This window comes from Bordetella sp. BOR01 (genome assembly GCF_019218885.1).
Lineage (GTDB): Bacteria > Pseudomonadota > Gammaproteobacteria > Burkholderiales > Burkholderiaceae_B > Bordetella_A.
Map to the genome: position 1 here is coordinate 132576 of NZ_JAHUWT010000002.1, position 22376 is coordinate 154951.

General features: G+C 63.2%; 13 protein-coding genes. 6 read left to right on the forward strand and 7 right to left on the reverse strand.

Annotated features, from left to right (window positions below; genetic code table 11):
- Window positions 1-16: 16 nt before the first annotated feature.
- From KW845_RS08445 to KW845_RS08460, 4 genes are all read right to left on the reverse strand, one after another.
- Complete coding sequence (locus tag KW845_RS08445; protein WP_218368789.1) at window positions 17-1495, reverse strand: NAD-dependent succinate-semialdehyde dehydrogenase; 1479 nt, start codon at window positions 1493-1495, stop codon at window positions 17-19.
- Between the two features lie 79 nt (window positions 1496-1574).
- On the reverse strand, window positions 1575-3320 hold the full coding sequence (locus tag KW845_RS08450; RefSeq protein ID WP_218368790.1) for an FAD-dependent oxidoreductase: 1746 nt from the start codon (window positions 3318-3320) through the stop codon (window positions 1575-1577).
- 39 nt (window positions 3321-3359) lie between these two features.
- Window positions 3360-3962, reverse strand: a complete 603-nt coding sequence (locus KW845_RS08455) for a nuclear transport factor 2 family protein (protein WP_218368791.1) — start codon at window positions 3960-3962, stop codon at window positions 3360-3362.
- A 110-nt stretch (window positions 3963-4072) separates the two neighbouring features.
- The gene (locus KW845_RS08460; RefSeq protein WP_218368792.1) at window positions 4073-5047 is read right to left on the reverse strand and encodes a tripartite tricarboxylate transporter substrate binding protein; all 975 of its coding nucleotides are present in this window, start codon (window positions 5045-5047) and stop codon (window positions 4073-4075) included.
- Between the two features lie 155 nt (window positions 5048-5202).
- On the opposite strand from KW845_RS08460, the gene KW845_RS08465 reads away from it, so the two are divergent.
- From KW845_RS08465 to KW845_RS08485, 5 genes are all read left to right on the forward strand, one after another.
- A complete protein-coding gene (locus tag KW845_RS08465) occupies window positions 5203-6096 on the forward strand; it encodes a LysR family transcriptional regulator (protein ID WP_218368793.1) in 894 nt (297 codons plus the stop codon).
- A gap of 381 nt (window positions 6097-6477) precedes the next feature.
- Entirely contained in the window at window positions 6478-7425 is a 948-nt protein-coding gene (locus tag KW845_RS08470) for an AraC family transcriptional regulator (protein ID WP_218368794.1), read from the forward strand.
- A gap of 350 nt (window positions 7426-7775) precedes the next feature.
- On the forward strand, window positions 7776-15134 hold the full coding sequence (locus KW845_RS08475) for a YadA-like family protein (protein WP_218368795.1): 7359 nt from the start codon (window positions 7776-7778) through the stop codon (window positions 15132-15134).
- 29 nt (window positions 15135-15163) lie between these two features.
- Entirely contained in the window at window positions 15164-15943 is a 780-nt protein-coding gene (locus tag KW845_RS08480; RefSeq protein ID WP_218368796.1) for an OmpA family protein, read from the forward strand.
- Between the two features lie 51 nt (window positions 15944-15994).
- Window positions 15995-16546, forward strand: coding sequence for a hypothetical protein (locus KW845_RS08485; RefSeq protein ID WP_218368797.1), 552 nt, complete (start codon window positions 15995-15997; stop codon window positions 16544-16546).
- A gap of 167 nt (window positions 16547-16713) precedes the next feature.
- Here KW845_RS08485 and KW845_RS08490 read toward each other — a convergent pair whose 3' ends face one another.
- Window positions 16714-19119, reverse strand: a complete 2406-nt coding sequence (locus KW845_RS08490; protein WP_218368798.1) for a glucose/quinate/shikimate family membrane-bound PQQ-dependent dehydrogenase — start codon at window positions 19117-19119, stop codon at window positions 16714-16716.
- A 283-nt stretch (window positions 19120-19402) separates the two neighbouring features.
- Between KW845_RS08490 and KW845_RS08495 the strand changes: the two genes are divergently transcribed.
- Window positions 19403-20434, forward strand: coding sequence for an acyltransferase (locus tag KW845_RS08495; protein WP_218368799.1), 1032 nt, complete (start codon window positions 19403-19405; stop codon window positions 20432-20434).
- On the opposite strand, the gene KW845_RS08500 is transcribed toward KW845_RS08495, so the two are convergent.
- Complete coding sequence (locus KW845_RS08500) at window positions 20422-21282, reverse strand: MurR/RpiR family transcriptional regulator (RefSeq protein WP_218368800.1); 861 nt, start codon at window positions 21280-21282, stop codon at window positions 20422-20424. The two genes, KW845_RS08495 and KW845_RS08500, sit on opposite strands and share 13 nt — an antisense overlap.
- 75 nt (window positions 21283-21357) lie before the next feature.
- Window positions 21358-22308, reverse strand: coding sequence for a tripartite tricarboxylate transporter substrate binding protein (locus KW845_RS08505; protein WP_218368801.1), 951 nt, complete (start codon window positions 22306-22308; stop codon window positions 21358-21360).
- Between the last annotated feature and the right edge of the window lie 68 nt (window positions 22309-22376).

Consider the following 22376-nt stretch of genomic DNA (forward strand, 5'->3'; position numbering starts at 1 on the left):
TCTCCCTACGGCGCAGTCAAATGGACAGGCACAAGTACCTCATCTCGGTGTAGTCATCGAGGCCGTACTTGGAGCCCTCGCGACCCTGCCCAGACTGCTTGATTCCTCCGAACGGCGCCACCTCCGTCGAGATCAGCCCGGTGTTGATGCCCACCATTCCATACTCGAGCGCCTCGGCCACCCGGAAGGCTCTAGCGAGATCGCGGGCGTAAAAGTACGAGGCCAAGCCGAACTCTGTATCGTTGGCCGACTCAATGACTTCTTCTTCGGTCTTGAACTTGAAGAGGGGCGCTACGGGTCCGAAGGTCTCTTCGCGTGCAATCTTCATCTTGCTGGTCGCGCCGGTGAGAATGGTTGGCTGGAAAAACAAGCCGCCGCGATCGTGCCGCTTTCCACCCAGCAGAACTGTCGCGCCCTTCGCGAGTGCGTCGGAAATGTGATGTTCTACCTTGGTGCGTGCGTCGAAGTCGATCAGCGGCCCCGCACTCACGCCGCTCTCGAATCCGTCACCGACCTTCATGTTGCGAACCTTGGCCGCCAATTTCGAAGCGAACTCGTCGTATACCTGCTCCTGGACGTAGATCCGGTTGGCGCACACACAGGTTTGCCCATTGTTGCGGTACTTGGAGATCATCGCGCCCTCGACCGCCGAGTCGATGTCCGCGTCGTCGAACACGATGAACGGTGCGTTTCCACCCAGTTCGAAGCTGAGCTTCAGCAACTGTTCAGCGCTTTGTCGCATCAGGATTCGCCCGGTCTCGGTCGAGCCGGTGAAGCTCAGCTTGCGTACCTTGTCATTCTCGCAGAATTCCTTGCCGACGGCCGCGGCATCGGTCGACGTAATCACGTTGAAAAGGCCCACGGGCAGCCCGGCACGTTCGGCAAGTACTGCCAGCGACAGCGCCGACAGCGGCGTTTCTGCCGCGGGCTTCGAAACTACCGCGCAACCAGCGGCGATCGCGGGGGCGAACTTGCGAGCGAGCATCGCGTTCGGGAAGTTCCAGGGCGTGATCGTCGCAACCACACCGACAGGTTGCCTCACCACGATGATGCGCTTGTCTGCCTGGTGGCCTGGAACGGTGTCGCCGTAGACGCGCTTGGCCTCTTCACCGAACCACTCGATGTAGGAAGCGCCGTAGAGAATCTCACCTTTGGCCTCTGCCAGTGGCTTCCCCATCTCTGTAGTAAGTATTGCGGCAAGGTCATCGGCATTGGCGACCATCAGATCGTGAAGGCGTCGCAAAATCGATGCACGCTCTTTTCCCGTTTTCGCAGCCCACTTCTTTTGGGCCCCCGACGCAGCGGCGATAGCATTTCGTGCCTCGTTTCGGCCAAGGTCGGGTAGAACTGCGATCACTTCCCCGGTTGAAGGATTGGTGACATCGAAGCGTTTGCCGCTTTCGCTTTCGGCTATCCATTCGCCGCCGACATACGCGTGCTCAGTTACCAACGATTGATCACTTAGCACGGCCAGTAGTTTTTCAGATATTGTCATATAGAGTCGTCGAATTTCTATCGCTGAAGCAACGCATTGGATCCAGCGCTCGGTTAGCGCTTTTTGCCGATGCGATGCATCATTCCGGCATGAGCAGTTCGGTGATGAAGCGCAATAGCTCGGTGTAACTGAGGATGGCAAAGCTGAGCGCGACCGCGCACGCGGTTGCGATCAGCAAGGAGGCGAACCCTAAAGAGTTCCAAGCCAGCGATGCCGACGACACGAATGCGGTAGCTCCTATGGCGTACGCCGCCCTTTGGCCATGTCGCAGGGTTGCTCGAATCAATGGGTACCGGTCCAGTCCTTGGGGTTTCGGTGGCGCTGAGAGGGTAGATGGGGAATGCATTTTCATACCAGTGGAAGCACCCTGCGATTCGATGGTTGGCGCACGTTTGTCCAAGCGTTCGGCGGCGTGCTCGGCAGCGATCAATCCGAATGTCCCTGCTTTGATCAATCCGCCGATGTAGCCGGCGGCATTGCCGCCTTCGATGCCGCCCGTCGAGGCGCCCGCGGCGAACAGGCCGGGGATGGGTCTTCCATCTTTACCCAGTACTCGCGCAGCCTCGTCGATCGCGATCCCGCCCATCGTGTAGGTGATGCCGGGGATGAGCGAGATGGCCATGTAAGGCGCGGCTTCGATCCGGCATGGCTTGATCTTTTCCGAGCGAGGCACTGGCAACTCGCGCAGCGTGCCTGCGTGCATGGCCCGGTGATACTGGTCGACGGTGCGCGTCAATTCGGCAGGCGGAGCACCGATCAGTTGAGCCAGCGCTTCGAGCGTGTCGGCCCGATAGACGGTGCCTCCGGCTTTCTCGATCCACGGGTTGGGCGACACACGGTCTGACTTTCCCGGTCCTTGCCAGATAGCGCTATCGAAGATCGCGAACAGTCCGCGATCGGCCGGCACCGAGGCTAGCGCGTTCGTGAGGTAGACGCCGCTGCGTCCTTCGTCCGCCACACGCGCGCCATCTCCATTTATCACGATGCCTGCGGTTGCGACGGCATCGAGCTGCGGAAAAGGCCAGAGTCCATCATTGAACCGGGCGTCGGCGCACAGCAGGTGGCCATAAAAGCGATTCATGTCGGTCAGGCTGGCACCTGCGGCGACGGCCATCTTCAGTCCGTCGCCTCTGCTGGTTCCAGCGCCGCGCTGGAACAACGCGTCGAAATCGGGCGCGATGTGCCGTTCGACCAACTCGCGATCCGATTGGAAGCCGCCGTCGGCAATCACGCAATTCCTGGCGCCCCACACCGTTTCCTTACCCGCGACCTTTCCCCGCACGCCGATGCAGTGCTTGTTCTCCATCACGAGATCGGTTGCCTGGCTGTTCAGCATCAAGGTACCGCCAAGGCTGACCAACGCTTCCGTCAGCTTGGAAAGTGCTCTGTCGGGCCCGCGGCCTTCCCAGTCGATCCCTCCGCGCAGCGCGCGCGGCGGTGCCATGCACCAGCGATACATTTCCCTGGGGTCGAATCGCATGAACCGCACATCCTTGCGGCCGAGCCACGCAAGGAATCTCGACGCATTGGTTGCCAGCGCAGATGCGACGTCAGGGCGCGCATGGTTCTCGGTGAGCCGTGAGATGAGCTCCTTTAACTCATCTGGTTCTCGGCAAGGATCGTGAAAACCGATGTGCAATATCCCGCCTGATTCCCTGGAATTGCAGGGGTATTGCGACTGGTTGCCTTGCTCCAGCACGATCGTTTTCAATCCGAGCTCCGACGCTCGGACCGCCGCCGTGAGCCCCGCGAGCCCTCCGCCGATGACGATAAGGTCGTATGTCATCGCGCCAACGGCGCTGTTTGCACCGTGACCTGTCGTCATCGGTTCACCATTCTGAGAAAGCTCATCTCTGCCCGCCATCTAGAGTCTGGCCGTTTCTTCGATAAGCTCGCCGGACTTCCTGGGATGGGTGCCCTTGGGCGGCGAGGACTTTCCTGGGGGGCCGACCTGGTTGTCGAATTTCATGTTGCCGGTGATGCGAGCTTCGAACACCTTCCATTCTCCGTCCTGCTTCCGCAGGCGCTTCATATAAGTACCCCCGCCCGAATAGCTGCTCTTGTCGGGCATCACAATGGCCGCGCTGTAGAACGCGCCGAGCCACGCTTGCGTCATTCCGCGATCGAAGCGCACCAAGGTGTTGGTCCCATAGTGCAGGACGAACCGGGTGCGATCCATCAGGTACGCATAGTTTTCGCGGATCGCCTCCGAGCCGATGTAGGTTCCGCGCGGATTGAGAAGCACACAGTCGTCCGAGAAGATCGAGACCACACCATCGAGATTGCCGGCGTCGTAAAGGTAGTGGTAGCGGCGAAAAACGTCGAGCACTTCCGCCTCTTCATGATCCAGGATAGATACGTCGCTTTTCGACAATCCGGCGGTGCGGGAACGCATCGCCAATCGATCGAAGACATTCCACATGCCTTTTCCCCACTCTTCGATATGTGCAAGGTCGGGTCTGGTCATTGCTATAGCTCCTTGGTTGACTGCCGTGGCGCACGGCTCTGCGAGCCCTGAAGACATCAGGGCAATCGGCGACGGGATCGCCCGAACAGGTGAACGGGGTGGCGGGCGCGCTACCCCGGCTCGATGCCAGACGCCTTCGCGGTCTCGGACCAGAGCTGCAGCTCGGCAGCGATGCGCTTGCCCAGATCTCCAGGTTTGTCGGTTCCCGGCTCGCCGCTCATTTGGCGAATCTTCGTCTGCACATCGGGTTGCTGCAGCACCGCGCTGACGTCGATGAACAGTTGGTCCAGCACCGGCTTGGGCGTTCCGGCCGGCGCCATCAAACCTCCCCACCATTCGGATGTGAATCCCGGCAGGCCCGATTCGCCCACGGTGGGAATAGTGCTCATGATCGGGATGCGTGCCTTGCTGGTCACCGCGATGATCTTCACGCGTTTCCCCTCCGCAGAGGCAAGTGCATCCAGAGGATTGCCGAAATACAGTTGGGCGTCGTTCGTGATGAGGGCAGTCATGGCTCCCGCTGCACCCTTGTAGGGCACATGTAGCGCATTGATCTGCGCGGAACGTAAGAAGGCCTCCGTCAGCAGCTGGACGGAACCGCCCGAGGACGCATAGGCCAACTTCTGCGGATTGGCCTTCGCATATGCCACGATCTCTTTGATCGAGTTCGCCCCCGATGCCAGGCTCGCCATCACGGCCCAACCACCACTGTTAAAGGTTGCCACGGGCACGAAATCGCGTTCAATGCTGAACGGAACGCTCTTGTTCAAGCTTGGCAACGTTGTAAACGACGAAGAAGCGTAGAAGAGCGTGTATCCGTCGTGCGGCGCGGCCAGCACGCTTTGCGCACCAATGATGGTGTTGCCACCAGGCTTGTTCTCGACCACGACGGGCTGAGACCAGCGCTCCGCGAGCTTGTTGGCCAGCAGTCTCGCGCCAGCGTCGACGGCTCCGCCTGGAGGAAAGGGCACGATCAATCGAACAGGGCGCGAAGGGTATGCCTGCTCTTGCGCGTAGACCGGGCTCAGATGAAAGACGGCCAATAGCGAGAGGCAGGCCAAGCGCGCGCGAAATTGAAACTGCATCGAAATATCTCCTGTGTACTTGGGCGCTTTCGCAGAGATTCGAACTGTTGTCGTTAGCTCGTGGGGGGTATCGTAGGCATGTCCACTCAGATGATCCAATACTTAATCAATGGACGATTTATACTTATGGCGTCTTAATCCTTTGGAGCCGGATTTTGGAGCTTCGACATCTGCACAGCTTCTTAACTGTCGCCCGAGAGCAAAACTTCACTCGTGCCGCGACGTTGCTGAACGTGGCGCAGCCGCCCCTGAGCCAGCGAATTCGCCAGTTGGAGGATCTCCTCGGGGTGCGGCTGTTCGATCGCAACACACGCAAGGTGGAACTCACCGCAGCGGGCCAGGTGTTCTACGACGGCGTGCGGCAAACATTGGCGCACCTGGATGCGGCGGTGGCGGCCTGCCGACGTGCGAGCTACGGAGAGGCAGGAACGCTTCGAATCGGCTACAGCGGACGGGCGGGCCACCGTTTGCTCCCTAAGCTTCTGCTCGCCTTCCGAGCCAGGTTCCCGGACGTCGTCGTGGACTTGATCGGCCCGCATCCGTCGGGAATGTTGCAGTCGAAGCTCCTGGCAGAGGAGCTCGACATTGCGCTTTGTTTCCTGCCGCTCCAGGCCCCATCGTTGACCAGCCGCAGCCTGGGAATGATCGACTTCGTGCTGGCAATGCCGGCCTCCCATCCGCTTGCGACGCAGAAGAAGGTGGCCTTGGCCGATCTGGCATTCGACGCGTTCGTGGGATATTCGGCTGGAAAAGGGTTTCTGCTGAGAAAGGCGATGGATGACGAGTGCCTGCGAGCCGGTTTCGCGCCGCGCGTAGTGCGCGAGTCTGAGACGTCACATGTACTTCTCTGCTTGATCGCCGCCGGAACGGGCGTGTCGATCGTGCCAAGTGAATTGCAGCATCAAGAGCCCGTTGGGGGCGTCGTCTTCAAGCCCTTGCGACTAAGAGCGGAGCGCGTGCAGCATGGCTTGGCTTGGAGGTCGAACAATCCTAATCCGACGCTCCAGAACCTGCTGAATCTTGCCGAGGCGCAAAAGACGTCACGCTAGACAGGACTTCAATCCGGCGGGACGTAGGCCACCAGATAATCCTCATCTTGGTGCCGAGCGAGCCATGGCCGCCGGCCATGACCACCTCATATTGCTTGCCGTCGACGGCATAGGTCATCGGCGTGGCCTCGGCGCCACGAACATCGCGGCAATTACTCGCAAATAAGCGAATATCTCGGCGCCACGGTTTGCAAGATTCAAACCAAAAAAATCCAAACTGCGCGGGTCAAGAAACAATTGGGCAAGTTATTAATAAATGCGTCTATATCGAAATTGAGTTAACAATACTTAACTTCATGTTTCCGCCTTGCCACCGGTATCTTCCTCGTCCATCGCGCGCAACCCCGTCCCAGCGCCGCGATGTGATTTACAGGATCGAACATGTCTTGCACGCTGCCTGCCGAACTCGCCGGGCTGACCTTTACCCCGGCGACGGCCTCCAGTACCGAAGCGGACGCCGCCGGACGCTATGCCAGCAAGCGGGCCATTCAGGTTTACTTGTGCGCCGAGACCGCACATGCGAGTGTGGCGTCCCATCGCCTTGGGCTGCCCGGGGCATGGCTGTTGCTCTATGCGCAGCACCGCATCACCCTGCGCTTGCCGGGGGGGCTGCGCATCCTGGCCGAACGCGAGTTAAGGGTGGTGTACAGCGAGGATATCCATGCCGATGGCTTCGCAGATTTTCGGGGCACGGTGCTGTTGATGCACGAGGCATCGATGTCGCCTCACGATCGCCAACTGCTGGCCCGGCAGGCGCGGCACGCGAACTTCCGTAATGGCTGGGGGCGCCTGTTAACGGCCTACATCGAAAGTCTCGACGCAGAGACACTCGACTCGATCGGCAATGAGGAGGCGGGCTGGCCGCTGGTGGAGCAACAAATCATGGCATTGTTGCGCCGCGCATCGCAGGATCATCTCTATATCGCCCGCGGCGCCCGGTCCGCCAGCGCGCGGCGTGGCGCGCGCGGGGAAATGCTGTTTGACCGCATATGTGCCTGGGTCGCCGCCAATGCCACCAATCCTGAAATGGCTTCGGACTACGTCGCCCATCACTTCGGGATTTCGCCGCGCTACATACAGAGTCTTTTCGCGAGTCATGGGGGTGGCGCCACGTTCGTGTCCTTCCTGCGCGAGCAGCGCTTGCGGCGCGCCCGGGAAGCGCTCACCGCGCCCGGCTGCGCGCACCAGACCATTTCCGAAATCAGCTGGAACTGCGGGTTCTCCGATCCTGTGCACTTCGGCAAGACGTTCCGGGAATTCTTCGGGGTGACCCCAGGCCAGGCGCGCCGCAACCCGCCGCGTACCAGCAACGCGCCGGTTGCCTCTTGATCTGCGTGCCGATTTTCAAAAAGAAACTAGAAATTAACAATCCTTGTATTTGATTGCGTTTTGCTACTGCTTCTCTACGCAAAAACACTAAGGGATCGCTGAGGAAGAAAGCGACTATTACGGCGCCGCGGCCCAGAGACGACAACGCTGTTGCCACGGCTGGCCCGCAGGCCAGCCAGCACTTGTCAGCAAGGTAAACGGCACCGCAGTCATCCAGGTCATGAGCGTCAGCCGCCTTGGCAAGCCAGGGCGGGCCGTATCACGCCGAGCCCGGGCATTTGCGAATTTTTCTTCAGCGTCGGCGGCGCGGCCTCCGGCTTCCTCGATATTTACTGAGAGCAGAGTTCAGCATGAATAAGACATACCGCACAGTGTGGTGCGAGTCGACGCGTACGTTCGTCGCCGTTGCAGAGAATGTCAAGGCGCGCGGCAAGCGCAGTTCCGGCGCGCGGCTGATGGCACGCGCAGCGTTGGCTGTGGTGGTGGCCGGTGTCATGGGGGTGGCCCAGGCGGTGGTGACGATAGGGGACACCAGCAATCCGGGCAGCTGGGATGGCGATGAGATCGTATTCAGCGATGGCAGCGGCCGCATCGTATTCAGCCAGGGTGGCACGGTAACGGGCCTGAATGACGCCGCGCTGGATGCCAGCAGCACGGACGCCGCCACGGGCCGCCAGGTGCACGCCGTGGATCAGAAAGCCCAGAGCGCACTGGCGGCGGTGGCCAGCCTGGACGAAAGCGCCGTGAAGTTCAACGCGGGCAAGACCGAAATCGATGCCCAGGGCGCCAAGATTGCCAATCTGCAGGACGGCTCGGTGGCCGCCGGCAGCAAAGAGGCCGTGACGGGCGGCCAGTTGCACACCGTGGACCAGAAGGCGCAGACCACCCAGGCGGCGGTGAGCACGCTCGATGCCAGCGCGGTGAAGTTCAATGCCGGCAAGACGGCTATCGAGGCGGGCAACGCCAAGATCACCAATCTGCAGAACGGCTCGGTGGCGGCCGGCAGCAAAGAGGCGGTGACCGGCGGCCAACTCCACGTGACCAACCAGAGCGTCAATACGGTCAACCAGCGTTTGCAGAACCTGGGCCTGGCCGGTGCTGCGGATGAGTACACGGGCATCAAGTATTTCCGCGTCAAGTCGGCCAAGGATGATGCGCTGGCAAGCGGCACGGACGCGGTTGCCGTCGGGCCCGAGGCCCAGGCCGCAGGGAACGCGAGCATCGCCATGGGCGATGGCGCCATCACGCAGACGACCGCCGAGGGCGCGATTGCGGTGGGCCGGAACGCCGCTGCTGCCGGCGCCAGAACGGTAGTGCTGGGTGACGGCGCCGGCGTCGAATCCGAGTTCGTCGAAGACGCGATCGCGATGGGCACGGGTGCGAAGGTCAGCGGTGATACCAGCACCAATGCCCTCGCCGTCGGGACGGGTTCCGAGGCCAGCGCCGCGGGTGCCATGGCCCTGGGCGCCGGTGCGTCGGCCAGCGGTACGGCCTCTGTCGCGCTGGGCGCCGCGGGCGCGCAGGGCAGCAATGCGCTGGCGCTGGGCAATGGTGCCCAGGCCAATGCGGCGAACGACATCGCCCTGGGCACCGGAGCCGGGTTGAACACACTGGGCACCGCGGGCAATGACCGCACCTCGCACATCGCCATCGGCACTCGTGCGGGCCAGGGCGTGGTGGGCAATCAAACCATTGCCATGGGGTTCGAGGCCGGTTCGCAAGTGACGGGCGACCAGAATATCGCCATCGGCTCACAGGCCGGCAGCGGCGTCGACGGCGACATGAACGTGGCGATCGGCTACCAGGCCAACCGCAACGCCGGCCTCGCCGATCACGCGACGGCGGTGGGCGCCAATACCTACGCGGGCCGCGACTCCGTAGCCATGGGCTATCTGTCCGAGGCGCGCAGCGAAGGCTCGGTAGCGCTGGGCACGCAGGCGCGTGTGACCAGCGGCCAGGGCGTGGCCATTGGCAAGAACGCCGTTTCGGATGGCGCGGGCGTGGCGCTGGGCTCGAATGCCGCCGCTCTGGCCAGCGATGCGAACGGCGTCGGCTATCTGACCGGCAGCACCTTTGCCGGCGGCAGTGTGGTGTCGGTCGGCAATACGTCGACCGGCAGCCGGCGCCGCATCGTCAATGTCGCTGATGGTTCCGCGACGCACGATGCGGTCAACGTGGGTCAGCTGAAGAGCGCTCAACAATCGGTGGCCAACCTGGTCGGGGGCGGCGTCGCCGTCGATGCCAACGGCAAGTTCGGCACCATCGCCCTGGTCGACACCAACGGTGACACGCACCAGTACAACACCGTGGTGGATGCGCTGGGCGCCGTCACGAGCGGTGGAATCAGCGTCCTGCCGCCGGAAGCGGCCAAGTACAACTCCAATGGCACGCTCAATGTCGCGGCGGCGACGCAAACCGGCGAAGCGGTCAATCTGCAGCAGCTCAACGAGACGGTCGACGCCAGTGCGGCGCGGTACTACAGCGTGAACTCCAACTTGCCGGGCAACCGCGCCAACTCGAACGCCACGGGCAGCAATGCCCTGGCCATCGGGCCGGAAGCGAGCGCGACCGGCGATTCCTCGATGGCCGTCGGCTACCAGGCGTTCGCGCAATCCGGCGAAGCGCTGGCCTTGGGCCACAATACCAACGCGCTGGGCGCCAACTCCACCGTCGTGGGCAACCATTCGTTTGCCTACGGCAAGAGCGGCGTGGCCATTGGCGACACGGCGCGCAGCCAGGGCGACAACTCCATCGTCATGGGCACCCAGGCGCAGGCCGACCCCAAAGACCCGACCCAGACTGTGCACAATTCAGTGGTGATCGGCACCCGGGCGGAATCGACCGCCGACAATGGAATCGCGGTCGGCGAGAGTGCGCTGGCTTCCGATGTGCGCGGCATCGCCCAGGGCTACCACGCGGAAGCCTCGGCGCGCGATGCCACGGCGATGGGCAGCAATGCGCTGGCCTCGGGCGTCAACGCCATGGCCAGCGGCACGCGCGCGATCGCGTCCGGCGACAGCGCGATGGCGTCGGGTACCGATGCGCGGGGCTATGCCGCCAGCGGCATAGCGATGGGGCAAGGCGCCCAGGCCGGCAAGGCAAATCCGCGGCCCGACGACGTGGCCAACAACGTCGACGCCGTGGCGATCGGCACGGGGGCCTTGGCCGAAGCGAAGAATTCCAGCGCGCTGGGCCGCTTGGCCCATGCCACCGCGGAACAGGCACTGGCCGTGGGTGATGGGTCGGCGGTCAGCGGCCGGCAAGGCAGCGCGCTGGGGGCCGGCAACACGGTGACGGCGGAAAAAGGCCTGGCCCTGGGAGCCGTCAATACCATCAATGGCGCAGGCTCCAGCGCTACCGGCAACGGCAATACGGTCAATGGCAGCAACGCCCAGGTGATTGGCAATGCCAACCAGGTCGCCGCCGATAACGGGGGTGTATTCGGCAGCGACAACTCGCTGGGCGCCGGCGCCACGGGCAGCCGTGTCATCGGCAATGGCAACACCGTGGGCGTGGCCGATGCCTTTGTCATGGGCAATGGCGCGAGCGTGACCGTGGCGGGCGGTGTGGCCCTGGGCACCGGCAGCGCGTCGACCACCGGCGCCAATGTGGCCGGCTACGTGCCCAATGGCAATGGCGGGGTGGCGAACAACGCGATCGCTGCTACCCGCAGCACCACCGGTGCGGTGGCGGTGGGCGGCAACGGCGTGCGGCGGCAGATCACCGGCGTGGCCGCGGGTGCCGCGGATACCGACGCTGTCAACGTTGCGCAGCTCAAGGCCACGGGCTGGAACGTCCGCACCGATGGCGATACGGCCACGCACGTCAGCACCGGGCAAGGCAATACGGTGGACATCGGCCTGGCCGACAGCGAGAACAACCTGACCGTGACGCGTACGTCGTCCAATGGCACGACAGTCATCGATTATGCGCTCAAGAAGAACCTGGACCTGGGCCCGACCGGCAGCGTCAAGACCGGCGACACGCTGGTGAACAACGCCGGCGTGGCGGTGGGCCCGGACGTGGCCCTGAACAACACCGGACTGGTCATCGCCAATGGTCCCAGCGTGACTGGCGGCGGCATCAATGCCGGCGGCAAGGCCATCACCAATGTGGCCGCGGGCGTCAACGCCACCGATGCGGTCAACGTCAGCCAGTTGACCAGCAAGGAGCAGCAGCTTACCGACAAGGGCTTCGGCTTGAAGGCCGGCGACGGCCAGACGGTGCAGAAGAAGCTGGGTGAGGCGGTGGACGTGGTGGGCGCGGACAGCAACGTGGTCACCAAGGTGGCCAACGGGCAAGTGCAGATCGCGCTGGGCGACAGCATCAGCGTGGCCAACGACCTGAGCGTGGGCGGCAACACCACGCTGGGCGGCACGCTCAATGTCGCGGGCAACACCAACCTGACTGGCGGCGCCAGCATCAGCAACTACCTGACGGTGAACCCGAACACCAACGTCAACATGGGTGGCAACCAGATCCACAACGTCGCGGCCGGCACGGCCGTCACCGACGTGGTGAACCTGGGGCAGTTGAACGACGTGGCGAACAAGCCGCTGACTTTCACGGCCGACGGCGGCGCCGACCTGGACCGCAAGCTGGGCGAGAAGGTCGGCATCAACGGCGCCGACAGCAACATCACCACCCAGACCACGGTCAGTGGCGTGCAGATTGCGCTGGCCAAGAACCTGGACCTGGGCGCTGGCGGCAGCGTGCAACTGGGCGACACGCGCGTCAGCAACGATGGCGTGGTCGTCAACAATGGTCCCAGCCTGACGCTGGGCGGCATCAACGCCGGCGGCAAGACCATTACCAACGTCGCCGCGGGCGTCAATGCCACCGACGCGGTCAACGTCAGCCAGCTGACCAGTAAGGAGGGCGAGCTGATCAGCAAGGGTTTCGGCCTGAAGGCCGCGGATGGCAATGAGGCTCGCAAGCCGCTGGGCGAAACCGTGGAAGTGCTTGGCGCCGACAGCAATGTCACCACCAGTGTGGATCAGGGCAAGGTGCTGATCAAACTGGCCGATGACCTGAACGTGGCCAACGTCGCCATCACCAACAACCTGAGCGTGGGCGGCACGACCAACCTGGGCAACAACACGCTGGTGGTCAAACCGGGCGATATCACGGTGGGCGGCAACACCACCGTCAACATGGGCGGCAACAAAATCACCAACATCGCTCGGGGCGAGGCGGGCACCGATGCCGTGAACGTCGACCAGCTGACCGAGTTGGCAAACAAGCCACTCAGCTTCACGGCGGATGCGGGGCCCACGCTCGAGCGCAAGCTGGGTCAGACCGTGGGTATCAATGGCGCCGACAGCAACATCACCACCGAAACCACGGCGGGTGGCGTGCAGATCGCGCTGGCCAAGAACCTGGACCTGGGCCCGACCGGCAGTGTCAAGACCGGCGACACGCTGGTGAACAACGCCGGCGTAGCGGTGGGCCCGAACGTGGCGCTCAACAACACCGGCCTGGTCATCAACAATGGCCCGAGCGTCACAAGCGGTGGCATCAACGCCGGCGGCCGGACCATCACCAACGTGGCCGCTGGCATCAACGGCACCGACGCGGTCAACGTGGACCAGCTCAAGGGCGTGGAAAACGTTGCGAACGCCGGCTGGAACCTGACGGCCGAGGGCGGCAACCTGTCGAACGTGGCGCCGGGCACCACCGTCGACCTGGCCTCCAGCGATGGCAACATCGTCATTACCAAAGGCGCGACCGATGCCGACGTGAAGTTCGCCCTGGCCGACCAGATCAACGTCTCCAATGTCTCGGTCACCAACAACCTGAGCGTGGGCGGCACGACCAACCTGGGCAACAACACGCTGGTGGTCAAGCCGGGCGATATCACGGTGGGCGGCAACACCGCCGTCAACATGGGTGGCAACAAAATCACCAACATCGCTCGGGGCGAGGCGGGCACCGATGCCGTGAACGTCGACCAACTGACCGAACTGGCAAACAAGCCGCTGAGTTTCACGGCGGACGCTGGCCCCACGCTGGAGCGCAAGCTGGGCGAGGCTGTGGCCATCAACGGCGCGGATGCCAACATCACCACCGCCACGACGGCGGACGGCGTGCAGATCTCGCTGGCCCGCAACCTCGATCTGGGACCCGACGGCAGCATCAAGATGGGTGACACCATGCTGGCTGGCGACGGCCTGACCATTGTCGGCGGCCCCAGCGTGACCCGCGGCGGCATCAATGCCGGCGGCAAGAGCATTATCAATGTGGCGGCTGGGGTCAGCGATACCGACGCCGTCAACGTCAGCCAGCTCAAGAGCGTGGAGACCGTGGCCCGCGCCGGATGGCAGTTGTCGGTCAACGGCAATGACGCTGCCGACCAGAGCCAGGTCAAGCCGGGCGACATCGTCGACTTCTCCAATGACGACGGCAACGTGGTCATTGCCAAGAATGGCAACGACGTCAAGGTGAACCTGAATCGCGATCTGGATGTGGACTCGGTGACGGCGGGAGACACTGTGCTGAACAAAGATGGCGTGAAGGTCGGCAACGACGTGCGGCTCACCGCCTCCGGCCTGGGCGTCGGTTCCAACGTGTTCGTCGGCAGCGACGGTCTGCGTGCCGGTAATGTGATCATCTCGGCCAGCACCGGCATCAACGCCGGCGGCTTCAAGATCACCAATGTCGCCGCCGGCACGGACCCCACCGACGCGGTGAACGTCAGCCAGCTGCGCGACGTGGAACAGAACGTCTCCAACCTGGACGATCGCGCCGTGAAGTATGACGGCAAGAAGGGCGATCCGAAGAACTCCATTACGCTCGAAGGCGACAAGTCGACCGACGGCGGAAAGACTGGAGGAACGAAGATCACCAACCTGGCCCAGGGCGAGATTTCCGCCACCAGCACCGATGCCGTCAACGGCGCGCAGCTGCACGAGCAGGGCACGCAAGTCGCCGACGCACTGGGCGGCAACTCGAAATATGTCGACGGCAAGCTGGTCACCGAACTGAACGTGGGCGACAAGACCTACAACAACGTCAACGATGCGTTGAACGGCGTCAACAACGATCTGACCAACAAGATCGATCAGGTCGAGCAGACCGCCAATGCCGGGTGGCAGATCGAGGCCAACGGCGATGGCGCCAGCAAGGTTGCTCCAGGCAGCAAGGTCGAGTTCACCAATGGCGACAACGTCCAGATCACCCGCGAAACCTCGGCGGATGGCAACAACACCATCAAGGTGAGCGTGGCGCAGGACATCAAGGTGAATTCCGTGACGGCCAACGAGGTCAAGGCCAACACGGTCAAGGCCAAGGAAGTCGTGATCGAAAACGGTCCGACCATCAACCAGAACGGCATCGATATGAATAGCAAGAAGATCGTCAACCTGGGCGCCGGCACGGCGCCTACCGACGCGGTCAATGTCGGCCAGTTGGAAGCGGCCACCAGCGGCTTGCAGAACCAGGTCAACCAGGTCCGCGGCGACCTGAGCCGCCTGAACAACAAGCTGAGCGCCGGTGTGGCGGCGGCGATGGCGACGGCAGGCTTGCCGCAAGCCTACCTGCCGGGCAAGAGCATGGCGGCGATGGCCGGCGGTGCCTACAACGGTGAATCCGGTTTCGCGCTGGGTGTCTCGACGGTTTCCGACAACGGCAGTTGGGTGCTGAAGCTCTCGGGCAACACCAACTCGCGAGGCGATTACGGCGGCGCCGTGGGCGTCGGGTACCAGTGGTAAGCCAGATTCTCGAACTCAAAGGACCATCTATGAAAACCGTTACATCTCGCCTGCGCTGGCTTGCTCCGCTGGCCACGGCCTTACTGCTGGCCGGTTGCGGCACGCTGAGCGACGTGAACCGCGAAGGCAAGACCGACCAGCCGGTATTCCCCGACCCCGAGAAGGTGTCGTTGGCGACCGGCACTTTTCCGAACCTGGACAGCCTGGCCCAGGTGCAGGAAGGCGTTACCCGCGACCAGATCTATGACTTGATCGGCCGCCCGCACTTTGCCGAAGGCTTCCAGGTGCGTGAATGGGATTACCTGTTCCACTTCCGCACGCCGGCCGGCATTCGCACTTGCCAGTTCAAGGTGCTGTTCGACGGAGACAAGATCGCCCGCAGTTTCTTCTGGGCCCCCGCGGATTGCCGTCCCGGCGCCAAGGCGGCCGTGGCTGCGCCGCAGAAATACACGCTGGGCAGCGACGTCTCGTTCGGCTTCGGCAGCGCCACGCTGACCGCCGCGGGCCAGGCGCGCGTTGCCGAGATCGCCGCGGAGCTGGGCCGCACCCAGACGATCGAGCAGTTGGAGATCGCCGGCCACACGGACCGTATCGGCAGCGATGCCGCCAATGACGCGCTGTCGCAGCGGCGCGCGGAAGCCGTGCGGCAAGCCTTCATCGCCAATGGCATTCCGGCGAATGGCGTGCGTGCCGTGGGCTATGGCAAGCACCAGCCGCTGGTGCAGTGCGACCAGGCCAACCGTGCCGAACTGATCGCGTGCCTGGCACCCAACCGCCGCGTGGATATCCAGGCCAGCGGCACGCGTTAATCGCGCCTGGTTCGCCAGCATGCCCCGTATCTATTTCAAGGACGTTCGACAATGATGACAGCAATCCGCATGCGCCTGGTACGTCGTTGCGTGGTCGCGGCCAGCCTGGCAACCCTGGCGGCCTGCCAGCAGACCGCGCCCCGGCGTGCCAACGCCGACGCGGCCCCGCGCGCCGCGGCCAGCCAATCCACGCCGCAGCCGCAACAGCAGGCGGCCAGCAATACCGCGCCGGTCATTGCATTCCACCTGGCCCAGGCCCGGCCGGCCGAAGGCCTGGCACGCGTGGCCGTCAATCCCACCACCAACCTCTATGCCGTGCCGCGGCCGGTATTCACGCAGGCGGACTTGCAGCAGGTGGTGCCGGTACAGGCCAAGAACGGCCAGGTCTTCTTGCGCTTCGACTTCAATCGGCAAGGCGCTGCCAAGCTGGCCAAGGTGACACGCGAAGCGGTGGGCAATTACCTGATCGTCAGCGTGCGCAGCCAGGTCATCGCGGTGCCAAACATCGGCGCCGCCTACGAAGGCGGCACTTTCCCCGTGCCGGTGAATAGCGTCGACGAGGCGCAATCCATCGTGCGGCTGCTGCGTCAGCCGGCAGGCTGACGGCCGGGAAGACTGTTGGCAGGCAGGTGCCAGGCTCCCGCCAGGGTGCTTGACACCGTACGATTGAGACAGTCTTGGCAAACAATGGTGCCAGGCACCTGCGGAGCCTGACACCTGGGGGTGAGGCTGCCTGGCACCGGCAAGGGGTAGTCGACACCATCGCACTTTCACTCCGGCAAGGCGTAGGCCACCAGGTGATCTCCCATCTTGGTGCCAAACGAGCCATGGCCGCCGGCCATGACCACTACATACTGCTTGCCGTCGACGGCATAGGTCATCGGCGTGGCCTGGCCGCCGGCGGGCAGGCGCCCTTCCCACAACAGCCTGCCGTTGCTCACGTCGAACGCGCGCAGGTAGTTGTCTTGCGTGGCCGCCACGAACATCACGTTGCCGGCGGTCGAGATGGGGCCGCCCAGGCCCGGCACGCCGATCTTCAGCGGCGGCAGCTGGAAGAGTTGCGGCAGGCTGTCGCGGATGGTGCCGATGCGCTTTTTCCACACCACTTCATGGCTCTGCAGATCCACGCCGGCCACGTAGCCCCAGGCCGGCGCCTTGCATGGCAGGCCCAGCGGCGACAGGAAAGGATTCAGCTCCACGCCGTACGGCACGCCATACATCGGCTGCACGCCGCTTTCCGTTCCCGCTCCCTTCTCGCGAATGGGGCGGTTCGCGTCTTCGGGTATGAGCTTGGAGACGAAGGGCAGGCCGATCGGATTCATCAGCGCCACCTGGCGATCCTGGTTCACCGACATGCCGCCCCACTCGAACACGCCCAGGTTGCCCGGAAACACCAGTGTGCCGTTCTCGGATGGCGGCGTGTAGATGCCGTCGTAGTTCAGGCGCTTGAAGATCACGCGGCACATCAACTGGTCGAGCATCGTGGCGCCCCACATATCCTTGTCAGTGAGCTTTTCCTGCGGCGCCAGGTTCAGGGCCGAGAACGGCTGCGTGGGCGCGTAGTGTTCGCCGCGGGTCTGCGGGCCGCGGGCCACGCCTTGCGGCACGGCCTTTTCCGTCACCGGCACGACGGACTGGCCGTTGCGGCGATCCAGCACGAATACGTTGCCAGTCTTGGTAAGCACATAGATCGCCGGCACGGTCTGGCCGCTTGCCAGCGTTACGTCCATGAGCGAGGGTTGCGCCGGCACGTCCATGTCCCACAGGTCGTGGCGGGTGGTCTGGAAGTGCCAGATCAGGCGGCCAGTGGTGGCGTCCAGCGCCAGGATGGCGTTGGCGTACCGCTCTTTCAGCGGCTCGCGGTCGCCGCCCCAGATGTCGGGGGTGCCCACGCCGGTCGGGATGTAGACCACGTCGGCCTGCGCATCGTAGGCCAGCGGCGCCCAGGCGTTGGGCGAGTTGTGCACGAACTGGGTGCGTTCGCCCGGCATGGTGTTCGGATCTTCCGCGCCGGTGTCGAACACCCATTTCAGTTCGCCGGTATGCACGTCGTAGCCGCGAATCACGCCAGATGGCTCTTTGTTGGAGAAATTGTCCGTCACCGAGCCGCCGATGACGATGGTGGTCGCGGTCACCACCGGCGGCGAAGTCGGGTTGTAGCCGCCGGGATAGGCATGGGGCATGCTTTTCTGCAGGTCGATCTCGCCGTCGTTGCCGAAGTCGCTGCATTTCTGGCCGTCGTCGGCATTCACCGCGATCAGGCGGCCATCGTTGGTGGGCAGCAGCACCTTGCGCGGGCACATCGACGATGCGCCGCCGCCGGCCTTGACCTGGCTGGCCGGAAACCTCTCGGTGTTGCCGGCGTCGTGGTAGGCCACGCCGCGGCAGGTCAGGTGCTGGAAGGTCTTGTCGGATTTCAGCTTCGGGTCGTAGCGCCACAGGCGCTTGCCGGTGGCAGGGTCGAGCGCGTCCAGGAACTGGTGCGGCGTGCACAGGAACAGCTTGTTGCCGATCTTGATGGGCGTGACTTCGTTGGTGGTCTCGCCGGAATCGTTGTCGGTACGAAAATCGCCCGTGCGATAGGTCCATGCCACTTGCAAGTCTTTGACGTTCTTGTCGTTGATCTGCGCCAGCGGCGAGTAGCGCACGCCGCCTTCGGTGCGGCCATAGGACGGCCAGTCTTCGGTAGCCACGCCGGGCACGGGTTGCGCCTGAGCCGGCTGCGCGCGGGCGAGCGTGCCTTCGATTTCCTGCGGGTCGTTGAATATGCCGTAGCCCAGCAGCGCCAGCATGCCCGCCATTGCCGCGCCGATGGCGACTTTGGCGGGGCGCGGCGCATCGAAGCCGCGCGTGGCCGGCGGCAGCAACAGCCACAGACCGAGCAGGAAAAGAAGGCCGTAGCGCGGTGCCAGCGCCCAGAAATCGGTGCCGACCTCCCACACACCCCAGGCCAGCGTGGCTGCCAGGGCCAGCGCGTAAAGCCACAGCCCCGTCTCACGGTTTCGCCATAGATATCCCGCGCTTGCCAGCAGCGCCACGCCCAGCAAGGCGTAATACCACGAGCCCCCCAGCGCCGCCAGCCAGGCGCCGCCCAGCAGCGAATAGAGCGCAATCAGCAGCAGGACCACCCAGCCTATGGTTTGGGACACGCTCCTGTATCGACCGTTGGTATTCATGGCAGTGATCCTTTGGAAAGAGATCGTCAACAAGCCTGAATCGGGGATGCCGCACAATCAATCGGCACTTGCCGCCGAGCGACCGGGTTCCCGGGATAGTACGGAAAATGATACCGCGTCCCCGTTTTTTGCCCGAATCAGGCCTGCTCGGGTCCGTTCATGTGCTTGAAGCGCGACGGGGAAAGTTCCGGGCCGCATGTCGGCCAGGAGCAGCCGGTCGCAGCGCGCACGGCTTTGATCCCGCGCAGGTCATTTTGGGCCCGGGGGTTGCACACTGGCGCCCATGACTTTTCCAGATCAGTTCTCAGAAGCGTCCCGTGCCGCGGCTGCCGCCAAAGGCAATCCGCACGGAATTGGCGAAACCCCGCGGCAACGCCGCGCATTCCCTGCGCCGCGCGGCCGGTTTGCGTGGATAACCGGCATGACCAGCATCATTCTGCTCGTTGCCAGCACGCTGTTCTGGTGCCTGCTGCTGTTTCCCGTGGCGCTGCTCAAGCTCATGCTGCCGTTCCCGGCGGCCCGGCGGCGCCTCGATCCGGTACTCAACGCCATTGCGACCGCCTGGGTCTCCGGCAACGCCGGCTGGTTCGAGCGGATTCAGCGGGTCTCGTGGGATATCCAGGGCAATGTCGGGCTGCGCTATGCCGACTGGTATCTGGTCAACTGCAATCATCAGTCGTGGGTGGACATCTTCGTGCTGCAGCAGGCGCTGAACCGGCGTATCCCCTTGCTGAAGTTCTTCCTGAAGCGCCAACTGATCTACGTGCCGGTGATCGGCCTGGCCTGGTGGGCGCTGGATTTTCCGTTCATGAAGCGCCACGGCAAGACCGAACTACGCCGCAATCCGGCGTTGGGGCGCGAAGACCAAGAGGCAGCGCGGCGCGCGTGCGAGAAGTTTTCGCTGGTACCCACCAGCGTGATGGTTTTCGTGGAAGGCACTCGCTTTTCCGAGGCCAGGCGCGTGGCGCAGTCCTCGCCGTACCGTCATCTGCTCAAGCCCAAGGCGGGCGGCCTTGCGGTGGCGTTGAACGCAATGGGTACGCGCTTTCGCTCGATGATAGACGTCACCATTGCCTATCCGGAACGGATACCCCGCTTCTGGGACCTGGCATGCGGCCGCGTCGGGCCGGTGGCCGTGCGCATCCGGCAATTGCCGGTGCCGCCCGAATTCTGCGACGCGGACTATACCCGGGACAAGGTTTTCCGTGCGGAATTCCACCATTGGCTGGGCCGGCAATGGCAAACCAAGGACGACGAGATCGAGCAGCTGATGGCGCGCCATGAAGGGAGGGGTGGCAGCCTTCAGTCGGAATAGTGGACCTTGCTGTGGGAAAGAATCTCCTCGACGTCAGCCAGATTCTTGGCCACGCGGCTGCGGTTGGTGACGAGGATTTCCGAGGAGATGGCATTGACGAGCGACATCGCTCCGGTGAGCGAAGTGGCGATGCTCAACACAGAAGTATTGACGGGAAATAGAATGTCGGCGTCGACGGCGGTGGGCGATAGCGCACTATCGGTAATGGCAATGATGCGCGCATTGCGCTCGCGTGCATAACGGGTGGCCGCCACAGTAAGAGCCGCATGGCGCGGGAAGCTGATGGTGATCAGAAGATCTTGCAGCCCGATGCCACGCAAGTCGTCCAGCGCGTCTCCGCCCACCGTGTTCAGCAGCACCACGTTGCCGAGCATTTGCTGCAGTTGAAAGCACAGTGTGTGCGCAAGGCCATAAGAAGAACGTACTCCCACTACGAAAATCCGCTGCGCATTGCAGATCAGGTCTACGGCGCGATCGATGTCGCCGGTCGTGAGATTGCGTTCGGTTCGCAAGATATTTTCGATATCTTGATGGAACATCCGCGCATAAGGACGCTGGGAGTCCTTGGATTCCTGCTTGTCCAGCGCCAGTCTTTGCAAGGGCGCCAGTTGGCGCCGGATATCACTTTGCAGGTCGCGACGAAACGCCGCGTATCCTTTGTAGCCCAGCAGTACCGCAAATCGCATGACGGTCGATTCGCTGACATCGAGTTTCTCGGCTACCCGGGCTGCAGGTAGCATGGCGACGTCTTCAGGCCGCGCCAAGACAAACTCGGCAACTACGCGAGCCCCTTCGCTCATATTCTCGATGTTCTTCCGGATGCGTTCGGAAAGCTGGCTGGATAGCATGGCTTGGGAAATACAGTGCTGGCAGCGGCAAGCATAACAAACTGGCGCCTGCCCCTGCCAACGTCCTGCCCTGAATTACTTTTGCTGTGCCAGGCCCACCGCTTTGACCAGGGTACCCGTTTGTTGGTAGGACTGGCCCAGAATTTCTTGCAGGGTCTTGCCATCCAGAGCGTTGGGCAGCATCGCCATGTCCTGCACCACCCTCAGGTAATCCGGGTCTTCGGCCGCATGGAGAAAGGCTTTTTCAAGCAATGCCCTTCTCGGTTCGGCAAGCTCCTTGGGAGCCGCCAGGCCGACAAAAGCATCCGCCTCCCATTTAAAGCCGCTCTCGCCGATCCAGGGAACGTCAGGAAGTCCCGGAATGGGCGCACGCGAAAACGACGCCAGGAACCGGATCTTGCCGGACGTTACATAGGGCAGGGCTTCGCCCGCCACCGACGCCACCGGAATGTGGCCGCCCATCAGGGCCGTGAGCACTTGTGCGCCGCCGCCAAAGGTCACGTATTCGGTCTGCAGGCCGCGCTCGAGCATCATGCGCGCCGTAGACAGGTGCGTGCTGGAGCCGATCGTGCTGACACCGACCATGACATCGCCAGGCCGCGCTTTCATGTCGGCCAGCATGTCGTCCAGGGTCTGATACGGAGAGTCGGCGCGGACGGCAACGAACAGGGTGCTCGTGGCGTAGTTGGAAATGAGGGAAAAGTCTTTCAACGGGTCATAAGTAACCTTCTGGATCTGGGGGGCAATGACCGCATTTGCCGCAGTGAAGACCCCTATGGTGTACCCGTCTGGCTGTGCGCGCGCGACTTCTCCGAGCGCTATCGCGCCTCCCGCTCCTGGCTTGTTGACCACCACTACGGGACTGCCGAGTTCTTTTTCCGCGGCCTTGGCCAGGGCGCGCGCGGTCAAGTCGAATGAACCGCCGGCTCCGAACGGCACATACAGCTGGATCGGATGGTCCGGAAACGAGTCTGCCGCTGATACAGCCGGCGCCAGTGCCACGGCGGCTATCGCCGTGATCAGCATGCGTCTGAGTTTCTGCATTTCTAACCCCTTGAATAGTGATCGAACTTCACTGGAATGACGAATTTCAA